The sequence below is a fragment of the uncultured Microbacterium sp. genome (genome assembly GCF_947489255.1).
GTDB lineage: Bacteria > Actinomycetota > Actinomycetes > Actinomycetales > Microbacteriaceae > Microbacterium > Microbacterium phycohabitans.
Genome location: NZ_CANLCY010000005.1, coordinates 220,313 through 245,768, shown reverse-complemented (window position 1 = coordinate 245,768; position 25,456 = coordinate 220,313). Strand labels below are relative to the sequence as shown.

The window sequence follows — 25,456 nt, the reverse complement described above, 5'->3', positions numbered from 1 at the left end:
TGGTGCTCCGGTCGGCTGCGCTCCGGTCACCCGTGACCCGGTCGTTGGTGCTCCGGTCAGCTGTGCTCCGGTCACCCGTGACCCGGTCGTTCGTGCGCTGGTCGGCCATGCCCCGGTCGTTCGTGCTCCGGTCGTCCGTGCGCCCCTCGGCTGTGCTGCGGTCGTTCCTGTCGCGATTGCTCATGCTGCGGCCGCCCAGGCGGCGCGGATGTCGCGGACGACGGCGCCGGGATCGTCGGCTCCGCTCACCACCGACACCACGGCCACGCCGGCCGCCCCCGCCCCCCGCAGAGCGGCGACGTCGTCGACACCGATTCCACCGATCGCCACGCAGGGCACGGAGGTGGATGCAGCGAGCCCTGCGAAACCGTCCACCCCGAGCGGTCGCGGGTGGTCGGGTTTGGTGGCGGTGGCGCGGATCACGCCGACGCCGAGGTAGTTGACGGTGCCGACGGGCAGCGCTGCCGCAGCCGCCAGGTGGGCGGGCGTGTTCGCGGTCCATCCGACGAGCGCGTCGGCGCCGAGGAGAGAGCGGGCGGCCTCGACCGGAAGGTCGCTCTGCCCCAGATGGATGCCGTCGACCCGCGCCCCGCGGTCGCGGGCGGCGAGGACGACATCGAGGCGGTCGTCGATCACGAACGCGCATCGTCCGGCGACGACGTCGGCCAGGTCGAGGGCGCGCGCGAACAGTTCGCCGCCCGTGGCGACCTTGTCGCGCAGCTGCACCACCGTGACCCCCGCGTCGACGGCGGCGTCGACGACCTCGCGCAGACGCGCGAAGGGAAGGCGGTGGTCGGTGACCAGGTGCAGGGCGAGGTCGCGGTTCATCGGTCGATCCCTGCGTCGGCGGTACCGGTTCGTGCCGTCTCGGTTCGCGGGGCGTCGATTCGTGCCCTGTCGGATCGCGCCGTGTCGGTTCGTGCCGTCTCGATTCGTGATGTCTCGGTTTGTGCGGCGTCGGTTCGTGCCGTGTCGGTTCGTGCCGTCTCGATTCGTGACGTCTCGATTCGTGCCGTCTGGGGCCGTGACGTCTCGGTCCGAGCCGTCCCGGTTCGTGCCGTCTCGACTCGCGCCGCATCGGCGCCGGCCGTCTCGATGCGTTCCGTGTCGATGCGTTCCGTCTCCGTTCGTACCGTCGTGGTTCGTTCCGTTTCGACGGCGACCGCGTGCAGGTCGGACGGCTCGAGTCTCGCGAGCTCGTCGAGGAAGGCGACGGCGAAGGAGCCGGGACCTCGGGAGACGGATGCCGCCCGCTCCGACGCGATGGCCCACACGGCGCTCGCGGCGATCGCCGCTTCGAACGGCTCGGTCACCGCGGCGAAGGCCGCCATCGCGGCCCCGAGGGCGCAGCCGCCGCCGGTGACGCGGGTGAGCAGGGCGCTGCCGCCGGTCACGCGCGCCGTGCGGTCGGCATCCACGATGAGGTCGGTCTCGCCCGACACGGCGACGATCGCCCCGGTTTCGCGGGCGAGGGCGCGGGCGGCCTCGAGGGCGTCGTCGGGGGTGTCGGTTGCGTCGACCCCGCGGCCGCCAGCACCCGCACCGGCCAGGGCGAGGATCTCGGAGGCGTTGCCGCGGATGATCGTCGGCCGGGCGGCGAGCAGGTCGCGTGCGAGGGCGGTGCGCACCGGCAGTGCGCCGACGGCGACGGGGTCGAGCACCCACGGGGTTCCGGCGCCCACGGCCTCGCGGGCGGCATCGCGTTGTTCGGCGGTGGGGGTTCCGAGATTGACCAGCACTCCGCCCGCGATGGAGGCGAAGAGCCCGGCTTCGCCGGGGATGTCGCACATCGCAGGAGCAGCTCCGAGAGCGAGCAGAGCGTTGGCGGTGAAGTTGGTCACCACCGCGTTCGTGATGCACTGCGTGAGCGGAGTGGCCCGGCGGAGGGCCTCGAGGCATTCGGCGGGGGTGGACGGAGACGACGACGTGCGAACGACCATTCGCGACATCCCTTCGCTAGTACGAACTAGATCAGGTTCGACGGGTGTGTTCTCAGCCCTCGCGGGCACCCCGTGTCACTGCGGGCGACGCTAGCACAGCGCGCGCGGGGGTCGCGGGCGCGCTGTGCCAGCGAGCTGCGGTTGGTCGTAGCGAGGTCCGCAGGCGCGCTGTGCCAGGGAGCCGCGGTCGCTCGCCGCGAGGGTCGATGTCGAGCCGGAGCAGGCCTCAGGTGCGCTGCGCCACGGAGCCGCGGTCGCTCGCAGCGCGGGTCGATGTCGAGCCGGAGCAGGTCGCGGGCGCGCTGTGCCAGGGAGCTGCGGTCGGTCGCAGCGCGGGTCGATGCCGGGTCGGAGCAGATCTCGGGTGCGGCGTCGGCCGTGGCGCCGCGGGTCAGGGTGGGCGCGTTCGACGGCTTCCTGCGTGGGCCCCGCGCACGTCAGAACCGGGCCGAGAACCCGCCGTCGGTGTGAAGGAGCTGACCGCTGATCCATCGGCCCGCGTCGGACAGCAGGAACGCCGTCACTCCCGCGATGTCGCGCGGTGTGCCGAAGCGGCCGAGCGGGTGGTGTCCGGCGAGCGCGTCGCGAGTGTCGTCATCCATCCATCCGGTGTCGATCGGCCCGGGATTCACGACGTTGGCGGAGATGCCCCGGGACCCGAGCTCGCGCGCGGCCGAGATCACGATGCGATCGAGGGCGCCTTTCGAGGCGCCGTAGGGAAGGTTGCCGGTGGTGTGATCGCTGGTGAATGCGACGATCGCCCCTCCCGTCTCATCGACCTGTCGGGCGAACGCGGCGATCATCAGCAGAGTCGCGCGCGCGTTGACCGCGATGTGGCGATCGAAGCTCTCCGCGGTGGTGTCGAGGACGCCCGACTCGATCCCGTGCGCGTGGCTCAGCACGAGGGCGTGAATCGGCCCGCGTTCGTTCGACACGCGCTCGACGAGCTGCGGGGGCGCCGTGGGGCTGGCGAGGTCGCACGGATAGTCGCCGGAGTCGATCTCGCTGGTCACGACGTCCGACCCGTCGGCTTCCAGGCGGGGGATGACCCCGGCAGCGATGCTGTTCGCGCGCGCGGCGCCGGTGACGAGGGCGAGGGGCATGGAAGGAGGCTACGTCGTCGTCGTCGCTGCCGTCGATGGGCCATGCGGTCGTGTCGCCGGCGCGCGCGTAGGTCCGGCGGCGGGGCGATGGTGTCGCCGGACCGTGCGCGCAGCCGATCAGAACGGAGCAGGAGCGTCGTGTGGATCGGGAGGGGCGAGGTCGTCGGGGAGGAAGCGGACCGCGGGGGAGTAGGGCAGGGGTTCGTCGCTGTACATGCGGCCGGTGGGCGAGGTCCACTCGAGCACTCCGCCGGGGAGTTGCCTCACCTTCCAGCGAGTGAACTGCTTCTGCGTGTGATGGCGTTGGCAGAGGGCCGCGAGGTTGGTGACCGCCGTGGGACCGCCCAGAGCGTGGTCGAGAGTGTGGTCGATCTCGCAGCGGATGGCGGGCACGATGCATCCGGGCCACCGGCAGTGGCGGTCGCGCGCGCGGAGGTGACGGTCGATCGCCGACGTGCGGTGGTAGGTGTCGGTGTGGAGAACAGCGCCGCTGACGGGGTGCGTGACCACGCGGTCCCACGGGGTGGTGGTGGACTCCGCGAGGGCGCGGGCGGCGTGCGCGTCGACGGGGCCGTGTCCGACCAGATCGGCGGGGTCGGTGTTCTCGGTGGCGGGGTCGAGGATGCTGAGGGCGGGCACCACGACCTGTACCCGGGCGCGGATGGCGCCGAGGGTTCCGGGTCCGTCGTCGGTGCGGGTGGGGTCGGCGTCGGGCGCGGCGGTGAGGAGGAGATCGGCGAAGATGTCGGCGCGCAGCTGCGCGGTGGTGCGTTCGTCCGAGGCCATGATCGACACGGGTGCGGTCGCACTGGCAGTGGCGGCGACGGGGTCGACCACGCGAGAGCCCGTGGTGCCGGGGGCTGCGGAGCCGTCGATCGCGGTGCCGAGGCCTGTGGCTGCCCCCTCCGCAAGGGCCGCGACGAGCATGCGCCTGCCGCCGTCGAGAGTGCCATCGGACGCAGCCACCCCATCGCTCGGGCTCGCCCCACAGGCTCCCGGGACCACGAGCGCGCGGTCGTCCGGTGTCGGATCGGCGAGACCGAGAGCCGACCCTGCGCGGTGGTCGACGAGGGCACGGGCTTGCTGGGTGAGCCGGTCGTAGATGCCCACGGCCAGGACGGTGGGGAGCGTCGCCACGAGGTCGGACATGCCATCGACACCCGTGACGACACGTACGCAGCGGGTCTCGCGGCCGCGGGCGTGGCGTTCGGTGAGTGTCGTGGCGTGCAGGCGTTCGGCGGCGACGGAAAGGCGGGAGCGCAGACGCCCCGGACTGAGACCGGGCGCGAGCGAGACGGCGAGACGATCGAACTCGTCGCGCACCGCGGGAGGGAGGGTCTCGCCGATGTCGGCGATGACGTGCGCGTGAGTGCGGCTGATCTCGCCCGCTTCCCACGCGGAGAGGGTTGCCGGGTAGTCGTCGACCATGGCCATCGCGCGGGCGATCTGCCGTTGGACCGACCGATCAGAGAGGCCTTCGGCCGCGGCGAGCTCGGATGCCACCTCGCGGAGTGCCATCTCGGCGGCACGCGACGTGGCGCGCTGACCGGCCATCACATCGAGCGCGAGGTGACCGGCTTCAGCGAGGGCGCGTGTGCGGGCCGCTTCGGCGGCCGCCAGGGTCTTTCCGGTGCGCACGACCTCGTCGAGCACCGCGGACAGGGGCCGCGCCGGGCCGTCCGGTGTCGAGGGGGAGGTCTCATCGTGCATGTGTGCATGCTATCGGCGACCTCCGACATTACCCCCGGCCAGGACCGCTTTCTGTGGATGGATCGCGCGTGCGGGTGGCTGGGGAGGAGGGGTCGCCACCCGGCTTCTCGGCTCGCTTCGCCCACTCCGCTCTCAGGCCGCCGGACGCTCCGCCCGGCTCCTCGACCGCCGGCTGCTCCGCCGCCCGACAGCCTCGATCACCGTGCGCTCTGTCACCCCGGCTTCCCGGACACCGCCCGCCCACCGCCCGGCGGCGTCTCGCCCTGCCGCCCGTTCAGCCCTCAACGAAGCCTGGGCCAGCCCGCGCCGAATCCCGCGGAGCCGCCCGGTCAGCCTCGGCGAAGCCTGTGCGATCAGCCCGCGCCGGGAGCCGCCCGCTCAATCCTCGCGACCATCCCGAGATCAGCCCGCGCCCGGAGTCGCCGTCTCGACCCTCGCGGAGCCTGCGCGAACAGCCCCCGCGCCGAGAGCCGCACGCTCAGCCCTCGCCCTCACCCCTCGCCGAGGGCCGCCCGCACCAGGGCCACCGCGTCCGCCGGAGGAACGCCCAGGCTCCGGACCGTATCCGCGTACATCTTCGCCGCGTGCGCCGCGCGCGACGCCGCCGCGTCGCCCCCGCGCACGATCGTGCCGGCGCGACCGCGGGTCTCGACGTAGCCGGCCTCCTCGAGCTCGCGGTATGCCCGGGCCACGGTGTTGGCGGCCAGGTTCAGCTCGGTGGCGAGGGTGCGCACGGGCGGCAGGCGCGTGCCCGCGACCAGCGATCCGTCATCGATCGCGGCGATCACCTGCGCCCGCACCTGTTCGAACGGCGGGGTGGGGGACTCGGCATCCAGGGAGAATTTCATGGGTCAGTCGTTCACCCCGAAGAGATCGAGCGGATGGGTCAGGCGCCACCACGGGCTCGGCGGCTCGATCTCGGCGGCGAGCTGCACGTCGACCGTCGACGCGTCGACCGGCCCTGTCGCGGTGAAGGTTCCGACCGTCTCTCCCGTGCCGCGCGAATCGCCGAGATCGAAGCGCGTGGAGGTCTGCGCGCTGGCGCCGTTCCACAGCACGACGGTCGCGTCGGAAGCGGTCACCAGATCGATGTCGTCGCTCCACAGCGTCTCGACCTTGCCCACGACGGTTCCCGCGGTCACGGACGGACTAGGCTGCAGCTCCTCCTCGAGACGCGCGAACAGGTCGCGCGTGGCCTGGTTGCGCGTGTCGGGTCCGGGCTGACCGAGCACCGCCGCGTAGGCCCGGACCGTCGTCCCGGCGACCGTGATGTCTTTCGCGGTGAGCAGGTTCCACGCGTCGAGGGTGCCGGTCTTGACGCCCACCACTCCGGGGTCGCCGAGGAGCGCATTGCCGTTCTTGAAGGTGCCGGCCCCCGGGAGGGTCAGCTCGGGGGTGCGCACGATCTCCGCGATCACGGGGTTGGCGAGCGCCCGTTCGGCGAGCGCGATGAGGGCCGCGGGCGTGGCGGTGTTGCCCGCCTCGATGCCCGTGGGATTGACGATGGTGATCCCGTCGATGCCCCGCTCGGCGAGGTACGCGTTCGCGGCGTCCGAGAACGCGGCATCCGTGCCGAAGAGATCGGATGCCAGACGCTGGGCGTAGTTGTTCGCGGAGGCGATGAGCATGCCCTGCAGCATCTGCAGCTGGGTGAGGCTGCCGTCGACGGGGACGTCGAGGGAGGACTCGCCGCGAGCGCGGTACTGCCAGTAGTCGGCGCTGTCGGCCTGGGTGAAGGCGTACGACTTGCCCTGCTCGCCGGGCGCGAGGGGGAGGCGGTCGAGCACGACGAGCGCGGTGACCACTTTCGTGATGCTCGCGATGGACTCGGGCGCGGTCGCCGCCGACGACAGGGTGCCGGGCACGCCGTCGATCGCGATCGCCGCTTCTCCGTCGGCGGGCCACGCGGGTTGGGCCACGGGGGCCGCCTCGGGCTCCACCGCGACCGCGCGGGTCGTGGGCTGCACGGCGTTCAGCGGCCACAGCAGGGTCGTGGCGACGTACGCGGCGAGCATGAGCACGAGCAGCACCGGAGGCACGACCGTCGCCGGTCGCAGCCGTCGGCGCCGCACGCCGGAGAGCAGATCGGTCTGCCGACTCGTGGCCCCCGACACGACGAAGGTCGGCGACGGCCGTGGCGCCGACGCCTCGCCCGGATCGACCCACGCGAGCGCGCCGAGGAGCACCGGGGCGGGCGTCGGGGCATCGGCGGCGGGGAGGGATGCCGGGGCGGCGGGCGCCGGGGCGGAAGCCGGGGCGGAAGTCGGTGCATCCGCGGCGGGCGCGGGCGCGGCAGGCGCAGCCGGCGACGCGACGGCCGCAGCCGGCGACGCGACGGCCGCAGCCGCGGGAGCGGGGCGCGATGCCGGGGTGGCAGACGCCGGAGCGGAAGCCGGCGCATCCGCGGCGGGCGCGGGCGCGGCAGGCGCAGCCGACGACGCGACGGGCGCAGCGGAAGGAGCGGGGAGGGACGCCGACCCCTCGGCATCCGGCTCCGCGGCGTCGGTCGCGGACATCTCGTCGATCGCGGACGTCTCGGCGTCCGTCGTGTTCTCGAGCGACGCCTCGGCCGGGTCGCGCGCCGCGCGCCTCGAGGCCGGGATCTGCTCGTGCACCCGCCCACGCTACCCCGGCCGTCTGTCTATACTCTTCAGCACAACCACGGGAGTCCGGTGAGCCGGGCTGAGAGGAAGCGAATCCACGCTTCGACCGTCGAACCTGATCCGGATCATGCCGGCGCAGGGAGGAGATCACATGCACACGTCCACGTCTGCCCGCACGGCCCCCGCTTCGGCCGCGCTCACCGCGAACCGCTTCCGCTGGCGCGTCGTCGACATCGTCGTCGCCGCCGTCCTCGGCGTCGCCGTCGGCCTGGTGTTCTGGGGCTGGAACACCGTCGGGGGTCTCTGGTTCGCCGCGATGGACGGTCTGACCCCCGGCCTCGGAGGCATCGCCGTCGGCATCTGGCTCATCGGCGGCGTGATCGGCGGCCTCATCATCCGCAAGCCCGGGGCGGCACTGCTCGTCGAGGTGATCGCCGCGATCGTGTCCGCCCTGATCGGCAACGTGTGGGGCATCACGACCGTGGTCTCGGGCCTCGCTCAGGGCCTGGGTGCCGAGCTGATCTTCCTGGCGTTCCTCTACCTGCGCTTCACCCTGCCCGTCGCGATGCTCGCGGGCGTCGGCGCCGGCATCGGCGCGTGGGTGAACGAGCTGTTCCTCTCGGCCAACATCGAGCGCACCATCGAGTTCAACCTCATCTACCTCGCGACGCTGGTCGTCTCGGGCGCGCTGCTGGCGGGTCTCGTCGGATGGCTGCTCGTGCGCGCCCTCGCCGCGACGGGTGCGCTCAGCCGGTTCGCCGCGGGGCGGGAAGCACGCCGCGACGTCTGATGGCGCATCCCGCACGCGTCGACGTCGAGGGGTGGGGTTGGCGCTACGCCGGCCGTCGCCTTCCCGCGACGAGCGAGGTCGACCTGAGGATCGAGCCGGGCGAGAGGGTGCTGCTGCTCGGCGCCTCGGGCGCCGGCAAGTCGACGCTGCTCGCCGGCTTGGCAGGTCTTCTCGGCGGTAGCGACGAGGGCGAGACGACGGGTCGCATCCTCGTCGACGGGCAGGCGCCCGAGGCTCAGCGCGGACGGATCGGGCTCGTGCTGCAGGATCCCGAGTCGGGCATCGTCCTGTCGAAGGTCGGCGACGACGTCGCCTTCGGCTGCGAGAACCTGGGCGTCCCCGCGGCCGAGATCCCGGCGAGGGTCGCCGAGGCGGTGGCATCCGTGGGTCTGGCCGTGCCCCTCGACCGCGCCACCAAGGCGCTCTCGGGTGGGCAGAAGCAGCGCCTGGCACTCGCCGGAGTGCTCGCGATGCGGCCCGGACTGCTGCTGCTCGACGAGCCCACGGCCAACCTCGACCCGGTGGGCGTCGCCGAGGTGCGCGCCGCCGTCGAGCGGGTGGTCGAGCGCGAGGGGACGACCCTCGTGCTGATCGAGCACCGCACCGCCGTGTGGGCCGACCTCATGACACGTGTCGTGGTGCTCGCGCCGGGCGGCGGGGTGCTGGCCGACGGTCCCCCCGCCCGCGTCTTCGCCGAGCGCGGCGACGCTCTCGCCGCCGCGGGGGTGTGGGTTCCGGGACGCCCGGTCGACCTCCCCGAGCTCCCCGCGGTCGGAGGGACGGATGCCGTGCTCGCGACCCGCGGACTGTCGATCGGGCGCGAGAGGCGCGCGGTCGTGGCATCCGGGCTCGAGATCGTCATCCCGCCCGGGGCGGGCACCGTCGTCACGGGACCCAACGGCGTCGGCAAGTCGACGCTGGCGCTGACGCTCGCCGGGCTCCTGCCCGAGCTCGCCGGCGAGGTGGTCGCGGCGCCGTCGCTCGCCGCGCGGGGGATCACCCGCCCGTCGCGCTGGCGCTCGACCGAGCTGCTGACGCGCATCGGCACGGTCTTTCAGGAGCCCGAGCACCAGTTCCTCGCCTCGACCCTTCGTGACGAGCTCGCCGTCGCCCCGCGCGCGCTGAAGCGATCGGCGGCCGAGGTCGACGCGATCGTCGACGAGCTGCTGGAGCGGTTGGACCTGGCATCCCTCGCCCTGGCCAACCCCTTCACGCTCTCGGGCGGACAGAAGCGGCGCCTGTCGGTGGCGACCGTGCTCGCCGCCTCTCCCGAGGTGGTCGTGCTCGACGAGCCGACCTTCGGTCAGGACCGCCGCGGGTGGACCGAGCTCGTCGCCCTGCTGCAGCGCGAGATCGCGCGCGGACGTACGGTCGTCGCCGTCACCCACGACGCCGACGTGGTGCGCCACCTCGGCCAGCACCGGATCGAGATGGGGGATGCCGCATGACCGGCGTTCCTCGCTCGCCCGCGGTGCGGTGCGTCGATGCCGTCCGCACGTCCGGCGGTGCCCGGTGAGCCGCGTCGCTCAGGCCGAGGAGGTTCGGGAGGGCGCCGCGTGGCTCGACGGGGTCAATCCGGTCGCCAAGGTGCTGATGGCCGTGGTGCTGGCCGTGCCGCTTCTGGTGACGCTCGACGCGGTGAGTGCGAGCACCGCCCTCGTGCTCGAGCTGCTGTGCGTGCCGCTGACCGGACTGTCGTACGCGGTCGTCCTCCGACGACTCGTCCCCGTGCTGGTGTTCGCCCCCGTCGCGGCGATCAGCATGCTGCTGTACGCGCGGCCGGAGGGAACCGTCTATGGCACCTTCCTCTTCGCCACCGTGAGCGATGCCTCGATCGCCCTCAGCGTCGCGGTGCTGCTGCGTGTGATCGTGCTGGCGCTGCCGATGATCCTGCTGTTCGCCCGCACCGACCCCACCGCGCTCGCCGACGCGCTCGCGCAGGTGGCCAAGCTCCCCAGCCGGTTCGTGCTCGGGGTGCTCGCGGGGGCCCGGACGGTGGGGCTCTTCGTCGACGACTGGCGCACGATGGGTCTCGCCCGGCGCGCGCGTGGCCTCGGCGATCGCGGCGCGCTGCGACGGTTCTTCTCGATGGCGTTCGTGCTGCTCGTGTTCGCGGTGCGCCGCGGAACGAAGCTCGCCACGGCGATGGAGGCCCGGGGCTTCGGCGCCGACGTCGAGCGCACGTGGGCTCGTCCTTCGACCCTCTCGGCCCGGGATGCCGTCGCCGTCGGGGGATCGGCGCTGCTCGTCGCCGCGGCGCTCGGTGCGGCGGTGGCGGCGGGGGCGTTCCGGGTGGTGGGCACATAAAATAAGATATTTATAAAAGTGTGGCGCGCGGCGGTCCGAGCCGCCATGCTGGAGCCCTCGACGAAGAGAGGGGCTCCGCCCATGAAACGAACGCAAACGCTCGGGATCCTCGGATTGGCGGTGGCCGCCGTATGCGCGGCGACCGTCGTCCCACCGCCCACCGCCGCGGAGGCCTTCCAGCCCTCCACGCGGGCGAGCGTCATCCAGTACCTCACCTCCCTCACCGGGAACGGCATCGTCTCGGGCCAGCACAACAAGGAACCCGCGTCGCAGCCGGCGCAGTACACGCAGCAGGTGAAGGACATCACCGGGCAGTACCCGGGGCTGTGGGGCGGCGACCTGTTCTTCACCGCGACCGACGCCGCCAACCGTCAGCGCGTCGTCGATCAAGCCAAAACGGAGTGGCGCAACGGCTCGCTCGTGACGATCGCCTGGCACGCCTGTCCGCCGACGGGACCCAGCACCTGCGCCTTCGACGGCGGGGTGAAGAGCGCGATCTCCGACGCCCAGTTCCAGCAGATCATCACCGGGGGGACCGCTCTGAACACCACCTGGCGCCAGCGGATGGCCGAGGTCGTGCCCTATCTGCGCCAACTGCGGGATGCCGGGGTGCCCGTGCTGTTCCGTCCGTTCCACGAGATGAACGAGACGTGGAACTGGTGGGGTGGGCGCCCCGGCGTCAACGGCAGCGCGAAGATCTACCAGCAGATGAAGGACTACTTCGACGCGCAGGGCCTGACCAACCTGGTGTGGGTGTGGAACGTCCAGGACAACCCCACGGCGAACTGGGCGAGCTACTACCCCGGGTCGTCGTACGTCGACGTCGCCTCTCTCGACGTCTGGTACAAGAGCTTCCCCAGCTCCAGCGACTACACGCAGATGCAGAACATCGCGGGCGGCAAGCCCATCGCGATCGCCGAGATGGGCAAGGCGCCGACGGCGAGTCTGCTCACCTCGCAGACGCGATGGACGTACTTCATGATCTGGTCGGAGCAACTGCGCCAGAACAATACGAATGCCGAGATCCAGGCGGCGTACTTCCACCCGCGGGTGCTCAATCAGGGCGAGGTCGGACTGCCCTGATCCGAGGTCACGGTCCGGCGAAAGCCAGCGCCGGGCCGTGACCGGGGGTCAGCTGCCCCTGCAGGGTGAGAGCCGCGGCGCCGATCGCGGCGGAATCCGTCGGGTTGATGGACAGCTCCACCGTCGTCGGGTGCGCTTTCCGCGCGAATGCGCGTCCCAGGGCGGCGCGCACTTCGCGGACGTAGATCGAGCCCGCGGTGGCGACGCCCGGCCCCGACAGCACGATCTCGTCGAGATCGAAGAGGTTGGTGAGGGTCAGAGCGGCACCTGCGACGGCGCGGGCGCTCTCGATCACGAGGGGAGCTGCGGCCGGGTGCTGCTCGACGGCGGCGCGCGAGAGCAGTTCCCAGTTCTGCGCGACCGTCGCCTGCGGGTCGAGATCGAGCGAGCGGGCGGTCTCGGCATCCGCCAGCGCGAGAGCGACTGCGACCCGGGGGGCGGCGACGACCTCGAGGCATCCGCTGTTGCCGCAGAAGCACTCCGGGCCCCGTGGATCGACGGTGATGTGGCCGAGCTCGGCGGCGTTCGAGCTGGCTCCGCGGAAGAGCGCGCCGTCGCTGACCACCCCGGCACCGATGCCCGAGCCGATGTATATGCACGCGAACGTGCGGTATCGCGAGACCCCGCGGCTCCAGAACTCGCCCAGCGCGGCCGCGCTGGCGTCGTTGTCGACGAGCACCGGCATCCGCAGAGCGGTCTCGAACTCCGACCGCAGGGACACGTCGCGCCAGTGCGGGAGGGTGGGTGCCTCGATGGTGGTGCCGGGCCCGGAGCGCATCGGGCCCGGGAGCACGACGGCAACGCCTGCGACGCTCGTGGCAGGGATGTCTGCCGTCGACATGAAACGGTGCAGTGCCTGCGAGAGCCGCGTGATCACGTCGGCGGGAGCGTCGGTACCGGCGCCCGGGAGACGCTCGCGGGCCACCACGCCGCCGTTGGTGTCAGTGGCGACGAGGGTGACCGATTCGAAGCCGAGCTGCACGCCGACACCGTGGCGTGCTCGCCGGTTGATGTCGAGGAGACGACGCGGCTTGCCGCCGGTCGACGGTACGGTGCCGGCTTCGACGATGACCTCGTCGTCGAGGAGCTTGCGCACGATGAGCGAGATCGCGGGCTGCGTCAGGCCGGTCGCCGTCGTCAGCTCCGTGCGGCTGATGGGCCCGGCCGAGCGGATGAGGTCGACCACGAGTGCGCGGCTGCCGGGGGACTCGGGGGTCGCCTGCGGCCGTGCCATCGTCTCGCCTCCCGCGGCGCTGGGTAGATTACGCAGGGCCTGGATGAACCCCGAGAGGATCGTACCCGTGACGCACATGCGACCCCCCATCGGCATCGCGCTCGTGCGCGACGCCGAGATCCTCGGCGCGGAGCCGTACTTCCACGACCTCATCGTCGGGATCGAGGAGGTGACGCTCCCCGAGGGGTATCCGGTGCTGTTGCGCGTGCTCGCCACCCGCGCGGAAGAGGAACGGTTGTACCGGGCGTGGGCCGGGTCCTCCGACGTGACGGGTGTCCTACTCGTGGACATCGACGAGGATGACACGCGCCCGGCGCTCGTCATCGATCTCGAGCTCCCCGCGGTCGTGGTGGGGCCTCCGGTCGCGGAGAATCTCATGACCGTGTGGACCGACGACGACGCCGCGATGCGCTTGGCTGCGCAATACCTCGTGGAGCAGGGGCATGCCGAGATCCTGCACGTAGGGGGGCCGACCCACATCCGCCACTCCCTCTCGCGGCGCCGTGCGTTCGAGCAGTGCTGCGCGGAGGGGGGCGTCGTCGCCCGGACGGCGACGGGGGACTACTCCCGCGCCTCCGGCGAAGCCGCGACGAGCGCCGCCCTGGCGGCACACCCCGGCATCACCGCCGCGGTCTACGACAGCGATCTCATGGCGCTCGGTGGTCTCGACGCGTCGGCGGCCGCGGGCGTCGAGGTGCCCGACGGGCTCGCGATCATCGCCTGGGACGACTCCACCCAGGCGCAGCTCTCGACCCCGCCGCTCAGCGCGATCGCCCGCGACACGCGTGCCGTCGGCCGTCTCATCGGGCGGGCGATGCTCGACGTCGTGGCGGGGGCGCCTGCCGATGTTCGCCACGCCGCCGACGCCGCCCTGCGGGTCCGACGCAGCTCCAACCGTGACGAAGCCGTTACATAAATTATTTATCTAACCTCTTGACCTGCTCCGGCTGCTCGCGGATGCTGGGTTCATCGCCGCACGGCGAAACCCCGTCCGCCGGTCGAAGGAGCCTGGTCGTTGATCCATCCCCGTACCCCCGTCCGCGGTGTCGTCGCCGCGAGCCTCAGCGCAACGGTGATCGCCGCCTCGCTGTGGGCCGCCCCCGCCGTCTCGGCCGCATCCACGGCATCCGCTCCTCCCCTCGTGTCGCAGAACACGTCGTTCGTGGAGCGCGACGGCTCCCGACTCACGCTCGACGGTGAGACGTTCCGCGCGAGCGGGACGAACATCTACTGGCTCGGCCTCGACGAGAACGTCGGCGGCGTGGACTACCCCACGTACTTCCGCATCAAGGACGCGCTCGACACCGCGCACCGGATGGGTGTCAACGTCGTGCGCTCGCACATGATGACCTCGACCGGCCAGGACGACGCCAACCCGCTCGCGATCATGCCGCGCCTCGGCGAATACAACGACGCGGCGTTTCAGACGATCGACTTCGCCGTCGCGTACGCCGGAAGCCTCGGCATCCGCCTGATCCTGCCGCTGACCGACGAGTGGAGCTATTACCACGGCGGGCACCGCGACTTCACGACGCCGCTGGGGTTGGAGTCCGACGACTTCTACACCGCCCCTGAGGCGGTCTCGGCCTACCAGCAGTACGTCGACGTGATCCTCTCGCGCACCAATGCGCTGACCGGCGTGAAGTACGTCGACGATCCCACCGTGCTCGCCTGGGAGCTCGGAAACGAACTCGAGGGCATGACGCTCGACTGGATCAACGCGCAGGTGGACTTCATCTCGGAGCGCGCGCCTCAGCAGCTGGTCGCTGCCGGCCGTCGCTTCGACATCGACCCCGACACCCTCGCCGCGCCCGACCTCGACATCGTCGACGTGCACTACTACCCGCCCACGGTCGAGAAGGTGACGGCGGATGCCGCGTCCGTCGCCGCCGCCGGCAAGGTCTACATCGCCGGCGAATACGCCTCGACGGCCGCGTCGAGCGAACTGTTGGACGCCGCCGCCGCGGACGAGAACGTCTCGGGCATGTTCTTCTGGTCGCTGTTCGGCAACAACGACCGGGGCGGTCTCGTCCCCCACGACGACGGCTTCACCCTGCACTACCCGGGCGACACCGACCGCATGCGGCAGTCGGTCGAGGCGATCGGCGCCTATGGCCGCGATCTCGGCCTGCCCACGGGAGAAGGTGCTCCCGACGAGCCGCTCATCGTCTCGATCGAGCAGACCAACGCGATCAACCGGATCGCCTGGCGCGGGTCGGCGGGCGCGCAGGGCTACCGCATTCAGCGCAGCGTCGCGGGAGGCGACTGGAGCGACCTGACAGCCGACCCCGTCGGGGCCGCGGCCTCGCCGGTGACCGATCTCGACTCGCCACCGACCGCCGTCTACCGTGTCGTGGCGGAGTCCGCGCAGGGCGACTCCACCGCCTCGGAGGCCGTGAGTGCCGCGGGCGCGACGGTGACCGTCGACCCCCTGTCGGACTGGCGGCTCACGGCAGGCCACGGCGGTGCCGACCTGATCGCCCCCGAGGGGGCCCGGGCGACCGACGCGACCGCGACGGCGACCTGGCGTGCCGCGGGTGTGCGCACGGCCGTCTTCCGGCTCAGCGAGGCGGACGGGGCCGAGGTCGGTGTGAGTCTCGACGGGTCGACCTGGACCCCGGTGACGACCACGACGCGCCCCGTCGACGGAGCGACCGAGGTCGTGGCATCCGATCTGTCGGGCGAGTACGTCCGCGTCTCGTGGGCGCGGGAAGCGGTGCTGGAACGGGCGACCGTGACGAACGAGACCCCGCGGGTCGCCCTGTTCGATCCGCTGGACGACTTCAGCCGCACGACCGCGCACAGCGGCAGCCTGTCGTTCGACACCGGCAATCCGGGCGCGTTCTCCGGTGACTCGTCCCGGCTGAAGCGCGATGCGGCCGACGGCGACGAATCGGTGACCTGGGCCTACGACGACATCTCGGGCGTCGACCTCGTCGCCTACTACTGGCCCGACCAGCCGGTGATCCCCCTCACCCTGTCGGGTTCGGCCGACGGCCGGCAATGGCGCACGCTTGAGCCGACCGTCGACGGTGGTGACGGCAACTGGAAGCGCTACGTCTACCGGCTGCGCGACCTCCGGGGCGTGAACCAGCTCCGCGTCTCGTGGGACGGTGCGACCGGAGAGGTGTGGACGCCGCAGCTGTCGGAGGTGTCGCTCTTCTCGTCGAACGCCCCCGAGCTCGGTGCGCCGGGTGCCGTCACCGCGCAGGCACCCGTCGACGGGGCCACCGACGTGCGCGCGACGCCCACGTTCCAGTGGGTGCCGGCACAGGATGCCGCCTACTATCGCTTCACCCTCGCGACCGACCCCGACCTGAAGGCCGTCGTCGCTGCGGAGACCGGGCTGAGGGGCTCGTCGTGGCGTCCCGCGATCGATCTGGATGCCGAGACGACCTACTACTGGCGCGTCGAGGCGGTCAACGGTCTGGGCATGTCGTCCTCGCCGACCTGGAGCTTCACCTCGGCGGCGCGCCCGACGAGCGATCTCGTCGTCGACGACTTCGAGTCCTACGCCGATGACACGGCGTTGTCGACGGCATGGGTGCGCAACACCGGTGGCGGAGAGGTCGTCCCCTCGCTCGTCGCGGAGGACGGCGACCACGCGGGACGGTTCACCTACGACCTGGGCTCCCCGGGTTACGCGGGAGTCGTGCGGACCCTGCCGGAGCCGGTCAGCTGGTTCGGCTACGCGGGAGTGGGGCTCACCCTCGACGCCCCCGCCGGGACGACGACGACCGTGCAGTTCGTCGCGGCCGGGGGCTACTGGGAGGCGCAGGTGCCGGTCGAAGAGGCCGGAGCCCACCGGGTCGAACTGCCCTTCGATCGCTTCGCACCGCCGGCGTGGGCGGGGGAGTCCCGTCTCGACCTGTCGTCGGTCACCCAGTTCGCCCTCTACGTCGCGGGAACCGCGCAGGGTGAATTGACCGTCGACGACATCGTCGCCCTCGCCCCCGCCGCCGTGCCCGAGCCCACCCCGGAGCCCGAACCGACGTCCGGCCCGGACCCGTCTCCCAGCGCCACCGCCGCCCCGGAGCCGACGCCGGCCCCCGCCGTCTCGCCGACCCCCGGCATCCCGGTCGCCCCGGGCGCCTCCGGACCGCTCGCGACAACGGGCGCGGCCGCCCCCGTCGGCGCGGCGTTGCTCGGCGGTCTGCTCCTGCTCGCCGGTGTCGTCGGTGTCATCCATCGCCGTCGGCGCACCCGTTCCTGAGTCACACACCCCCGGTGCGGCGGCGATGCCGCCGCCGCACCACCCCGAAGGAGAACCCATGAAAAGGCATGTCATCACCGTCGCGGGCCTGGCCACCGTGGCCGCCCTCGCCCTGTCCGGCTGCTCCGGCGGCGGCGGATCGACCAGCAGCGACGAGAACCCGTCCGGCGAGATCACCGTGCTCACCAACCGCACGGACATCGTCGACACCGTCCTGAAGGACTACGTCACCGAATTCCAGAAGACCTACCCCGATGTGCAGGTCAAATTCGAAGCGCTCACCGATTACGAGGGCGATGTCCGCATCCGCCTCAACTCGCGCGACTACGGCGACGTGCTGCTCATCCCCACCTCGAACGTCACGCGGGACCAGTACCCGCAGTTCTTCGAGCCGCTCGGCGACGAGCAGGAGCTGTCGCAGACGTACCGCTTCACCAACGACGGCGCCTACGACGGCACGGTCTACGGTCTGTCGACGTTCGGCTCCGCCATGGGCTACGTCTTCAACCGCGACGTGTGGACCGCGGCCGGCATCACGACCCCGCCGGCGACGGCGGAGGAATACCTCGCCGACCTGCAGAAGATCAAGGACACGGGCGTCACCCCGTACTACACCAACTACAAGGACGGCTGGCCCCTGTCGTCTCTCGCCGGCAACATCGGCGGCGTCACGGGCGCGTCCGCGCTGAACGACATGACCACCGACGACGCGCCGTGGACCTCGGGGACGGACATCGCCGAGATCGACGGGCTCCTCTACGACACCGTCGCCGCCGGGCTGAGCGAGGCCGACCCGACGACCACGAACTGGGAGGAGTCGAAGACCCTCCTGGCGAACGGGCAGATTGGCTCCATGATCCTCGGGTCGTGGGCGGTGTCGCAGATGCAGGATGCCGCGGAGGCCGCCGGGAAGTCGCGCGACACCATCGGCTTCTGGCCCATGCCGTGGCAGACCGACGGTCAGTTCACCTCGGTCACGGCGACCGACAAGCTGCTCGCCGTGAGCAAGTTCTCGGAGAACAAGCCCGCAGCCAAAGCCTGGGTCGACTGGTTCGAGAACGAGTCCGGCTTCGCCGAGAGCCAGGGCGCGATCAGCCCGCTGAAGGCCGACGACGCTCCCGCGACGCTCTCCGACTTCACCGACCTGGGCGTGCAGTACATCGAGCTCGACCCGCGCCCGCAGGGGAAGGAGAGCCTGATCACCGACATCGCGAACGCGGCGGAGATCACTCTCTTCGGAGAGAAGTACCGGCAGGAGCTCATCGACACCGCCCGCGGCGCACGCGACGGCGACGAGCAGTCGTTCTTCGCCGATCTCAACTCGCGCTGGGGCCAGGCGGTCGCCGACACCCAGTGACGCTCCTGATGCGGGGCGGACGCCCGAGTCCGCCCCGCATCACCCCCTGATGGAAAGGAGCGCGCGATGGCGCTCGCCGAAGGCACCCCCCTCGAAACCGTTCCCGCCCGCCGACGCCTTCGTCGCGCGGGCCCCCGTCGATCCGCTGCGCGCGGCTGGCGGCTCACCCCCTGGCTGTTCCTGATCGTCCCCCTGGGCTTCCTGGTCCTATTCACCTACGTGCCCGTCGCGAACTCCTTCTGGTACAGCGTCACCGACTGGGACGGGCTCGACCCGCAGCAGAACTTCGTCGGCCTCGACAACTACGTGCAGATCTTCACGCGTCCCGAGTACTTCCAGGTGTTCGCGGTGAGCCTGTTCTATCTGGTCGGCGCGATCGCCCAGCTCGGACTGGCGCTGCTGTTCGCCGTGCTGCTCAGTTTCCGCACGCGCTTCAAGAACTTCTTCAAGGGCGTCATCTTCTTCCCGTACCTCATCAACGGGGTCGCGATCGGTCTGATGTTCCTGTTCTTCTTCCGACCCGGCGGGACGCTCGACAGCGTCCTCGCGGCGTTCGGCGTCGTCGACCCGCCGCAGTGGCTCGGCGACCCCTCGATCGTCAACGTGTCGCTCGCGGCGACGTCGGTGTGGCGCTACATGGGATTGAACTTCGTGCTCTTCCTCGGCGCGATCCAGTCGGTGCCCGCGGAGCAGTACGAGGCGGCCGATCTCGACGGCGCGAACTCGTGGCAGAAGTTCCGCTTCATCATCCTCCCCAGCATCCGTCGCATCCTGGGCCTCTCGCTCATCCTCGCGGTGTCGGGCGCCCTCTCGGCCTTCGAGATGCCGTACATCATGACCGGCGGCGCCAACGGCTCCGAGACCTTCGTCATCCAGACCGTCGACACCGCGTTCCGCTACGCGCAGGTGGGTCTGGCCTCGGCGATGGCGGTCGTCCTGCTGGCGATCGTGCTGCTCATCACCGCGGTGCAGCGACGGTTCTTCCCCGACGAGAAAGCGAGCGTGCAATGACCGGCACCCTCACCCCCGCACCCACGCCGACGCGGCCCCCGACGGCCCCCCCGGCGCGACCCCACCGGCGCCGCGCCGATCTCGGATGGATCGCGACGGTGCTGAAATACGCCGCGCTCGTGATCGCGTGCCTGTTCGCGCTGCTGCCGATCGTCACGATCTTCGCGCTGGCGTTCAAGACACCGGAGGAGTACCGCACGACGGGTCCGCTCGATCCGCCGTCGAACTGGTTCAACCTCGACAACTTCGTCATCGCCTTCACGCAGGGCGGGATGCTGACCGGGTTCGTGAACACCGCGATCATCCTCGTGGTCTCGATCACGGGCACGATCCTCATCGGCACGATGACGGCCTACGCGGTGGACCGGTTCCGTTTCCGCGGGCGGGCGCTCGTGACCGGTGTGTTCCTGCTCGCCACCCTCGTGCCCTCGATCACGACCCAGGTCGCGACCTTCCAGGTGATCAGCGCTCTCGACCTGTTCAACACCCGGTGGGCGGCGATCGTGCTCTTCACCGGCACCGACATCATCGCGATCTACATCTTCCTGCAGTTCATGCAGAACATCCCCGTCGCCCTCGACGAGGCCGCGATGATCGACGGAGCCAATCGCTTCACCGTGTACTGGCGCATCATCCTGCCGCTGCTGAAGCCCGCCATCGCGACGGTGGTGATCATCAAGGGCATCGCGGTCTACAACGAGTTCTACATCCCGTTCCTCTATATGCCGTCGAGGGACCTCGGGGTGATCTCGACGTCGCTGTTCCGCTTCATGGGGCCCTTCGGCTCGCAGTGGGAGGTCATCGCCGCCGGCACCATCCTCGTCATCGTCCCCACCCTCCTCGCCTTCCTCTTCCTGCAGCGATTCATCTACAACGGACTGACCTCTGGAGCCACCAAATGACCGACGTCACCACCGCTCGCCCCGCCGCCGCCCGCACCACGGCCCTTCCCGAGGTGTGGAGCCTGCGGGCCCTCGACGGTCCGGTCCCCGCCGCAATCGCCGGGCAGACGGTTCCCGCGGCCGTTCCCGGACTCGTGCACGTCGCTCTCCTCGACGCGGGCCTGATCCTCGACCCCTACCTCGACCGCAACGAGACCACGGTGACGTGGATCGGCCAGAGCGCCTGGGAGTACGCGACCCGCTTCGACTACGCCCCCGATGGCCACGACCGTCACGACCTCGTGTTCGATGGCCTCGACACCTTCGCCGAGGTGGTGCTGAACGGGCGCAGCCTCGGGCGCACGCGCAACCAGCACCGCACGTACCGGTTCTCGGTCGACGACGCCCTCCGCGATGGCGAGAACGAGCTCGTGGTGACGTTCGCGTCGCCTGTTGCCGAGGCCGACCGAGCGAGCCTCGAGATCGGCTACCGCCCGCACACCTACTTCCACCCGTTCAACGCCATCCGCAAGGCCGCCTGCAACTTCGGCTGGGACTGGGGATTGGATGCCGCGTCGTCGGGCATCTGGAAGCCCGCGCGCCTCGAGGCCTGGTCGGGGGCACGGATCGCGGCGACGCGACCGGTCGTCAGCGTCGACGGCTCGGACGGCGTCGTCGCGGTCCACGTCGACATCGAGCGCGCCGACGACGCGGACTACTCCGTCTCGATCTCCCTCGCCGACGGGAGCGAGGCGCGGATCGAGTTCGCGGCGGGGGCGTCCACGGGCGTCGCCGAGCTGCGTGTCGCCGACGTCGCCCTCTGGTGGCCGCGCGGGTTCGGCGAGCAGCCGCTCTACGACCTCGCCGTTTCCCTGGAGCGCGATGGCGACGTCCTGGCGGAGCGTACGCATCGGATCGGCTTCCGCACGATCGACGTCCAGCTCGATCGAGACGAGGAAGGGACCTCCTTCCGCTTCGTCGTCAACGGCGAGCCGGTGTGGATCCGCGGGGCCAACTGGATCCCCGACGACGCTTTCGTCACGCGTGTGACCCGCGAGCGACTCTCGCACCGTCTCGACCAGGCGGAGTTCGCGAACATGAACCTGCTGCGCATCTGGGGCGGCGGCTACTACGAGTCGGATGACTTCTACGACCTCTGCGACGAACGCGGCATCCTCGTCTGGCAGGACTTCCTCTTCGCATGCGCCAGCTACGCCGAGGAGGAGCCGCTGTGGTCGGAGGTGGAGGCCGAGGCCCGTGACAACATCACGCGCATCATGCCGCACCCGAGTCTGGCGCTGTGGAACGGCAACAACGAGAACGTCTGGGGCTACGAGGAGTGGGGCTGGGCGAAGCGTCTGCAGGGGCGGACCTGGGGGCTCGGCTACTACCTCGACCTTCTCCCGCGCCTCGTCGCCGAGCTCGACCCTTCGCGGTCGTACACGCCGGCGAGCCCCTGGTCGGGTGATGCGGACATCTTCGCGAACGATCCCGAGCACGGGTCCGTCCACCTCTGGGAGCACTGGAACCGCGTCGACTACCCGACCTATCGCGACGTTCACGCGCGTTTCGTCGCCGAATTCGGATGGCAGGGGCCGGCGACGTGGTCGACGATCACCCGGGCGATCTCGGATTCTCCGCTCACGCCCGAGTCTCCGGGCATGTTCCACCACCAGAAGGCGATGGACGGCAACGACAAGCTCACCGACGGTCTCGTCGCTCACCTCCCTCTCCCCGACGACACCGAGGACTGGCATTGGGCCATGTCGCTGAACCAGGCGCTGGCGGTGACGGTGGGCATCGAGCACATGCGCTCCGAGTCGCCGCGCTGCATGGGATCGGTCGTGTGGCAGCTCAACGACTGCTGGCCGGTGACCTCGTGGGCAGCCGTCGACGGCTACGGACACGCCAAGCCGCTGCTCTACGCGCTCAAGCACGTCTACGCCGACCGGCTGCTCACGATCCAGCCCCGCGGGGGCGGACTCGCCGCTATCGCGGTCAACGACGCCCCCGCGGGGTGGACGGGACCGCTCCTCGCACGCCGCCTGTCCTTCGACGGGACGGTGCTGGCCGAGGCGCTGCTCGCGACCGACATCGATGCCCGCGGTGCGCGCACGTTCGCGCTCCCCGAGGCGGTGGCCACGCCCGCCGATGCGGCGAGCGAGCTGATCGTGGTGGAGTCGGAGGGCGTACGCGGCTTCTGGTTCTTCGCCGAGCATCGCGACTCCGCGCTCGCCCGCGCAGAGCTCACCACGAGCGCTCGTCGGGTGGCAACCGGGTACGAGGTGACGGTCGAGGCCGGGAATCTCGTGCGCGACCTCGCGCTGCTGGTCGACAAGGTCGATCCGGATGCCGTCGTCGACGACATGCTCGTCACCCTGCTGCCGGGCGAGTCGGTGACCTTCCGGGTGCGGAGTGAGCAGGACGCGAACCCGGAGCGCTTCTGCGCCCCCGACGTCCTCCGCACATCGAACCAGCTCGTCGCCGACTGGAACTGATCGCCGATGGGGAGGGGACCGCCCCTCCCCATCGCCCGAGGGAAGACTCATGCACGCACCCTTCGTCCTCGCCGTCGACATCGGCGGCACCAAACTCGAGACGGCGATCGTCGACGCGGCGGGTCGCATCGTCGTGGGCTCCCGCTCGCGGCGGGCGACCGGCCGCAGCCGTGACCGCGACGAGGTCGTGGCCGCGCTTCGCGACAGCGTCGCCCAGACCCTCCGAGCAGCGCCGGAGGGCGTGGTTGCGGCGGGCATCGGTTCGGCCGGTCCTGTGGACCTGTCGACCGGGACCGTGAGCCCGCACAATCTGCCACTGCTGCGTGGACTGCCTGTCCGCGAGATCGTCGAGGATGCCGCGGGCGTTCTCACGGTGCTCCGGCTCGACGGCACGTGCATCGCAGTGGCGGAGGAGTGGCTGGGCGCGACCCGCGGGAGCCGCGTGTCGATGAGCATGGTCGTGTCGACGGGCGTCGGCGGTGGGGTCATCGCCGACGGCGCGCCTCTCGCGGGGGCATCGGGCAACGCCGGCCATGTCGGACAGATCCACGTGCACACCGGGGAGTCGCGCTGCGCCGTCGAGGACAGCACGCTCGAGGCCGTGGCATCCGGTCCTGCCGCAGTCCGCTGGGCGAGGGAACGCGGGTGGAACGGCACGAGTGGGGAGGACCTCGCGCGCGACGTGCTGCGCGGCGATCCCGTCGCCGAGCGGGCGACACGGCGCTCGGCCCATCTCGTGGGTCAGGCCGTCGCGAGTGTCGCCACGTTGCTCGACCTCGAGGCGGTCGCGATCGGCGGGGGATTCTCCCGTGTGCGCGAGGACTACGTCGACCTCGTGCGACGCTCGGTCGCGGAGAACGTCCTCTTCTCCTACGCCGCGCGCGTGCGCGTCGCCCGATCGGGCCTGGGCGACGAAGGGCCTCTGCTCGGGGCGGCCGCCCTGGCTCTGCGCGTCGGTGACGCGGAGCGCACGTCTGCAGCGCCGTGACCGCTGCTCGCTCGCTTCGCCCGTTCCTCCGACCGCACCGCCCGCGCATCGCGATCGCGGCCCTGGCCTTCATCGTCAAGGACAGTCCGCTGTGGGTCCTGCCCATCGTGACGGCGGAGGTCATCGACGCCCTCATCGCGGACGCCGCGCCGACGGCGCTCCTGCCATGGGCGCTCCTGGCCGCGACGGTCGTCGTCGTCAACGTGACCGCCAATGCCGTCTACGTCCGGGCGTACTTCGCCGCCGTCCGCGGACTCGGCGCAGACCTTCGTCGGAGCCTGACCCAGCGACTGCAGATCCTGTCGCTCAGCTACCACTCGCGCTCAGCGAGCGCGCTCGCGCAGACCAAGCTGGTGCGTGACGTCGAGAACGTCGAGCTCATGCTCCAGCAGAGTTTCGGGCCGGTTCTCACGGCGGTCACGGTCCTCGTCGGCGCCAGCGTGACGATGGGCGTGCGTGCCCCCGCGTTCCTGGTGTTCTTCGCCGTCGCCGTGCCCCTCGCCGTGATGCTCATCCGCTGGCTGCGTTCGCGGACGTCGGCGGCCAACGAACGCTTCCGCCGCGAGGTCGAGCGCTTCTCCACACGCATCAGCGAGATGGGGTCGCTGCTCTCCGTGACGCGGGCCCACGGGCTCGAGGCCGTCGCCGTGGAGCGCGTCACCTCGAGCGCCGAGCACGTGCGGGCGGCGGGCTTCGACCTCGACCGCATCAACGGGCGCTTCGGCGCGATGTCCTGGGCGAGCTTCCAGATCCTCAGCCTCGCGTGTCTGTTCGGGGCGGTACTCGGTGCTCTCACCGGGATCGTCGCGGTGTCGGCGGGCGATGTCATCCTGTTGAGCAGCTACTTCGGGCTGCTCACCGCGACCACCGTCGCCGTCTTCCAGCTCGCTCCTCTGCTCACGCGGGGGCGGGAGTCCATCTCATCGATGCAGGAGCTGCTCACGGCCGACGAGGTCGAGCAGAACGAGGGCAAGCCGGCCCTGTCGAGGGTGTCCGGCGAGATCCGCTTCGACGAGGTGACCTTCGCATACGCCCGGGAGCCCGTCCTCCGCGACGTCGATCTCACGGTCACGGCGGGGGAGACGGTGGCGTTCATCGGCCCGTCGGGGTCGGGCAAGTCGACGCTCCTGCACCTCTCCCTCGGACTCATCAGCCCTGATCGGGGGCGGGTGTCGATCGACGGGCACGATCTCGGCGACATCGACCGGCGGACGTATCGAAGATTCGTGTCCGTCGTACCGCAGGAGCCCGTGCTCTTCGACGCGTCGATCCGCGAGAACGTCGCCTACGGCCTGCCCGATCTCGACGACGACGCGGTCTGGAGTGCACTCGCGGGGGCGAATGCGCAGTCCTTCGTGCGTCAGCTCCCCGAGGGGTTGGACTCCGTCGTCGGCGAGCGCGGGGCGAGCCTTTCCGGCGGGCAGCGGCAGCGGCTCGCCATCGCCCGTGCGCTCGCACGCGATCCTCGCGTTCTGTTGCTCGACGAGGCGACGGCTGCCCTCGACGGCGAGTCCGAGGCGGCCGTGAACGATGCGCTCGCGACCCTCCGCGCCGGTCGGACGACGCTCATCGTCGCCCACCGCCTGTCGACCATCCGGGCCGCCGACCGCATCGTCGTCCTCGACGCCGGCCGCATCATCCAGCAGGGCGATCACGAGGCGCTCGCCGCGACCGAGGGCTACTATCGCACGATGCTGCAGCGCGCGGTGGCGACCTGAGCGTCGACGGCGCCGAGGCC

Annotated in this window: 18 protein-coding genes, 1 pseudogene and 2 riboswitches; of the genes and pseudogenes, 12 read left to right on the top strand and 7 right to left on the bottom strand. The window is 71.1% G+C overall.

The genetic code is table 11. From position 1 onward, the window contains the following. Window positions 1–180: 180 nt before the first annotated feature. The 6 genes and pseudogenes from thiE to Q0818_RS14405 all read right to left on the bottom strand — a co-directional run bounded on the left by thiE (window position 181) and on the right by Q0818_RS14405 (window position 7,368). Window positions 181–828: a thiamine phosphate synthase gene (thiE, locus tag Q0818_RS14430; protein ID WP_298876327.1), complete on the bottom strand. Its 648-nt coding sequence runs from the start codon at window positions 826–828 to the stop codon at window positions 181–183. A 341-nt stretch (window positions 829–1,169) separates the two neighbouring features. Continuing rightward, window positions 1,170–1,940: pseudogene (gene thiM / locus Q0818_RS14425) on the bottom strand (hydroxyethylthiazole kinase); the annotation flags it as partial. Further along, window positions 1,932–2,023, bottom strand: a riboswitch (TPP riboswitch). It overlaps the preceding pseudogene by 9 nt. A 354-nt stretch (window positions 2,024–2,377) precedes the next feature. Next, on the bottom strand, window positions 2,378–3,043 hold the full coding sequence (locus tag Q0818_RS14420) for an SDR family oxidoreductase (protein WP_298876324.1): 666 nt from the start codon (window positions 3,041–3,043) through the stop codon (window positions 2,378–2,380). Window positions 3,044–3,160: 117 nt separating this feature from the next. Then, a complete protein-coding gene (locus Q0818_RS14415) occupies window positions 3,161–4,753 on the bottom strand; it encodes an HNH endonuclease signature motif containing protein (RefSeq protein WP_298876321.1) in 1,593 nt (530 codons plus the stop codon). Window positions 4,754–5,244: 491 nt separating this feature from the next. Beyond that, a complete protein-coding gene (locus tag Q0818_RS14410; protein ID WP_298876319.1) occupies window positions 5,245–5,601 on the bottom strand; it encodes a GntR family transcriptional regulator in 357 nt (118 codons plus the stop codon). 3 nt (window positions 5,602–5,604) lie between these two features. Further along, on the bottom strand, window positions 5,605–7,368 hold the full coding sequence (locus Q0818_RS14405) for a D-alanyl-D-alanine carboxypeptidase (RefSeq protein WP_298876317.1): 1,764 nt from the start codon (window positions 7,366–7,368) through the stop codon (window positions 5,605–5,607). A 36-nt stretch (window positions 7,369–7,404) separates the two neighbouring features. After that, window positions 7,405–7,515: riboswitch (TPP riboswitch) on the top strand. On the opposite strand from Q0818_RS14405, the gene Q0818_RS14400 reads away from it, so the two are divergent. The 4 genes from Q0818_RS14400 (at window position 7,508) to Q0818_RS14385 (ending at window position 11,536) form a co-directional block, all read left to right on the top strand. Beyond that, on the top strand, window positions 7,508–8,146 hold the full coding sequence (locus tag Q0818_RS14400) for an ECF transporter S component (RefSeq protein WP_298876316.1): 639 nt from the start codon (window positions 7,508–7,510) through the stop codon (window positions 8,144–8,146). It overlaps the preceding riboswitch by 8 nt. Further along, window positions 8,146–9,594, top strand: coding sequence for an ABC transporter ATP-binding protein (locus Q0818_RS14395; protein ID WP_298876313.1), 1,449 nt, complete (start codon window positions 8,146–8,148; stop codon window positions 9,592–9,594). The genes Q0818_RS14400 and Q0818_RS14395 overlap by 1 nt, the downstream gene beginning before the upstream one ends. A gap of 145 nt (window positions 9,595–9,739) precedes the next feature. Next, window positions 9,740–10,453 carry an energy-coupling factor transporter transmembrane protein EcfT gene (locus Q0818_RS14390; RefSeq protein ID WP_298877095.1) on the top strand — a complete coding sequence of 238 codons (714 nt, stop codon included), beginning with the start codon at window positions 9,740–9,742 and terminating at the stop codon, window positions 10,451–10,453. An 81-nt stretch (window positions 10,454–10,534) separates the two neighbouring features. Beyond that, window positions 10,535–11,536, top strand: coding sequence for a glycoside hydrolase family 26 protein (locus tag Q0818_RS14385; protein ID WP_298876310.1), 1,002 nt, complete (start codon window positions 10,535–10,537; stop codon window positions 11,534–11,536). 7 nt (window positions 11,537–11,543) lie between these two features. Here the strand turns inward: Q0818_RS14385 and Q0818_RS14380 are convergent, their stop codons facing one another. Then, complete coding sequence (locus Q0818_RS14380) at window positions 11,544–12,770, bottom strand: ROK family transcriptional regulator (protein WP_298876308.1); 1,227 nt, start codon at window positions 12,768–12,770, stop codon at window positions 11,544–11,546. Window positions 12,771–12,846: 76 nt separating this feature from the next. Here Q0818_RS14380 and Q0818_RS14375 point away from each other — a divergent pair, with 76 nt between their 5' ends. The 8 genes from Q0818_RS14375 to Q0818_RS14340 all read left to right on the top strand — a co-directional run bounded on the left by Q0818_RS14375 (window position 12,847) and on the right by Q0818_RS14340 (window position 25,436). Further along, window positions 12,847–13,686: a LacI family DNA-binding transcriptional regulator gene (locus Q0818_RS14375; protein ID WP_298877092.1), complete on the top strand. Its 840-nt coding sequence runs from the start codon at window positions 12,847–12,849 to the stop codon at window positions 13,684–13,686. A gap of 99 nt (window positions 13,687–13,785) precedes the next feature. Further along, the gene (locus Q0818_RS14370) at window positions 13,786–16,983 is read left to right on the top strand and encodes a cellulase family glycosylhydrolase (RefSeq protein ID WP_298876306.1); all 3,198 of its coding nucleotides are present in this window, start codon (window positions 13,786–13,788) and stop codon (window positions 16,981–16,983) included. Window positions 16,984–17,041: 58 nt separating this feature from the next. Then, entirely contained in the window at window positions 17,042–18,340 is a 1,299-nt protein-coding gene (locus tag Q0818_RS14365; RefSeq protein WP_298876303.1) for an extracellular solute-binding protein, read from the top strand. A gap of 66 nt (window positions 18,341–18,406) precedes the next feature. Beyond that, on the top strand, window positions 18,407–19,351 hold the full coding sequence (locus tag Q0818_RS14360) for a carbohydrate ABC transporter permease (protein ID WP_298876300.1): 945 nt from the start codon (window positions 18,407–18,409) through the stop codon (window positions 19,349–19,351). After that, entirely contained in the window at window positions 19,348–20,253 is a 906-nt protein-coding gene (locus Q0818_RS14355) for a carbohydrate ABC transporter permease (protein WP_298876297.1), read from the top strand. Before Q0818_RS14360 ends, Q0818_RS14355 begins: the two co-directional genes overlap by 4 nt. Next, window positions 20,250–22,730 carry a glycoside hydrolase family 2 TIM barrel-domain containing protein gene (locus Q0818_RS14350; protein WP_298876295.1) on the top strand — a complete coding sequence of 827 codons (2,481 nt, stop codon included), beginning with the start codon at window positions 20,250–20,252 and terminating at the stop codon, window positions 22,728–22,730. Before Q0818_RS14355 ends, Q0818_RS14350 begins: the two co-directional genes overlap by 4 nt. 49 nt (window positions 22,731–22,779) lie before the next feature. Beyond that, entirely contained in the window at window positions 22,780–23,718 is a 939-nt protein-coding gene (locus Q0818_RS14345) for an ROK family protein (RefSeq protein WP_298876292.1), read from the top strand. Next, a complete protein-coding gene (locus Q0818_RS14340; RefSeq protein WP_298876289.1) occupies window positions 23,715–25,436 on the top strand; it encodes an ABC transporter ATP-binding protein in 1,722 nt (573 codons plus the stop codon). Before Q0818_RS14345 ends, Q0818_RS14340 begins: the two co-directional genes overlap by 4 nt. Window positions 25,437–25,456: the final 20 nt, after the last annotated feature.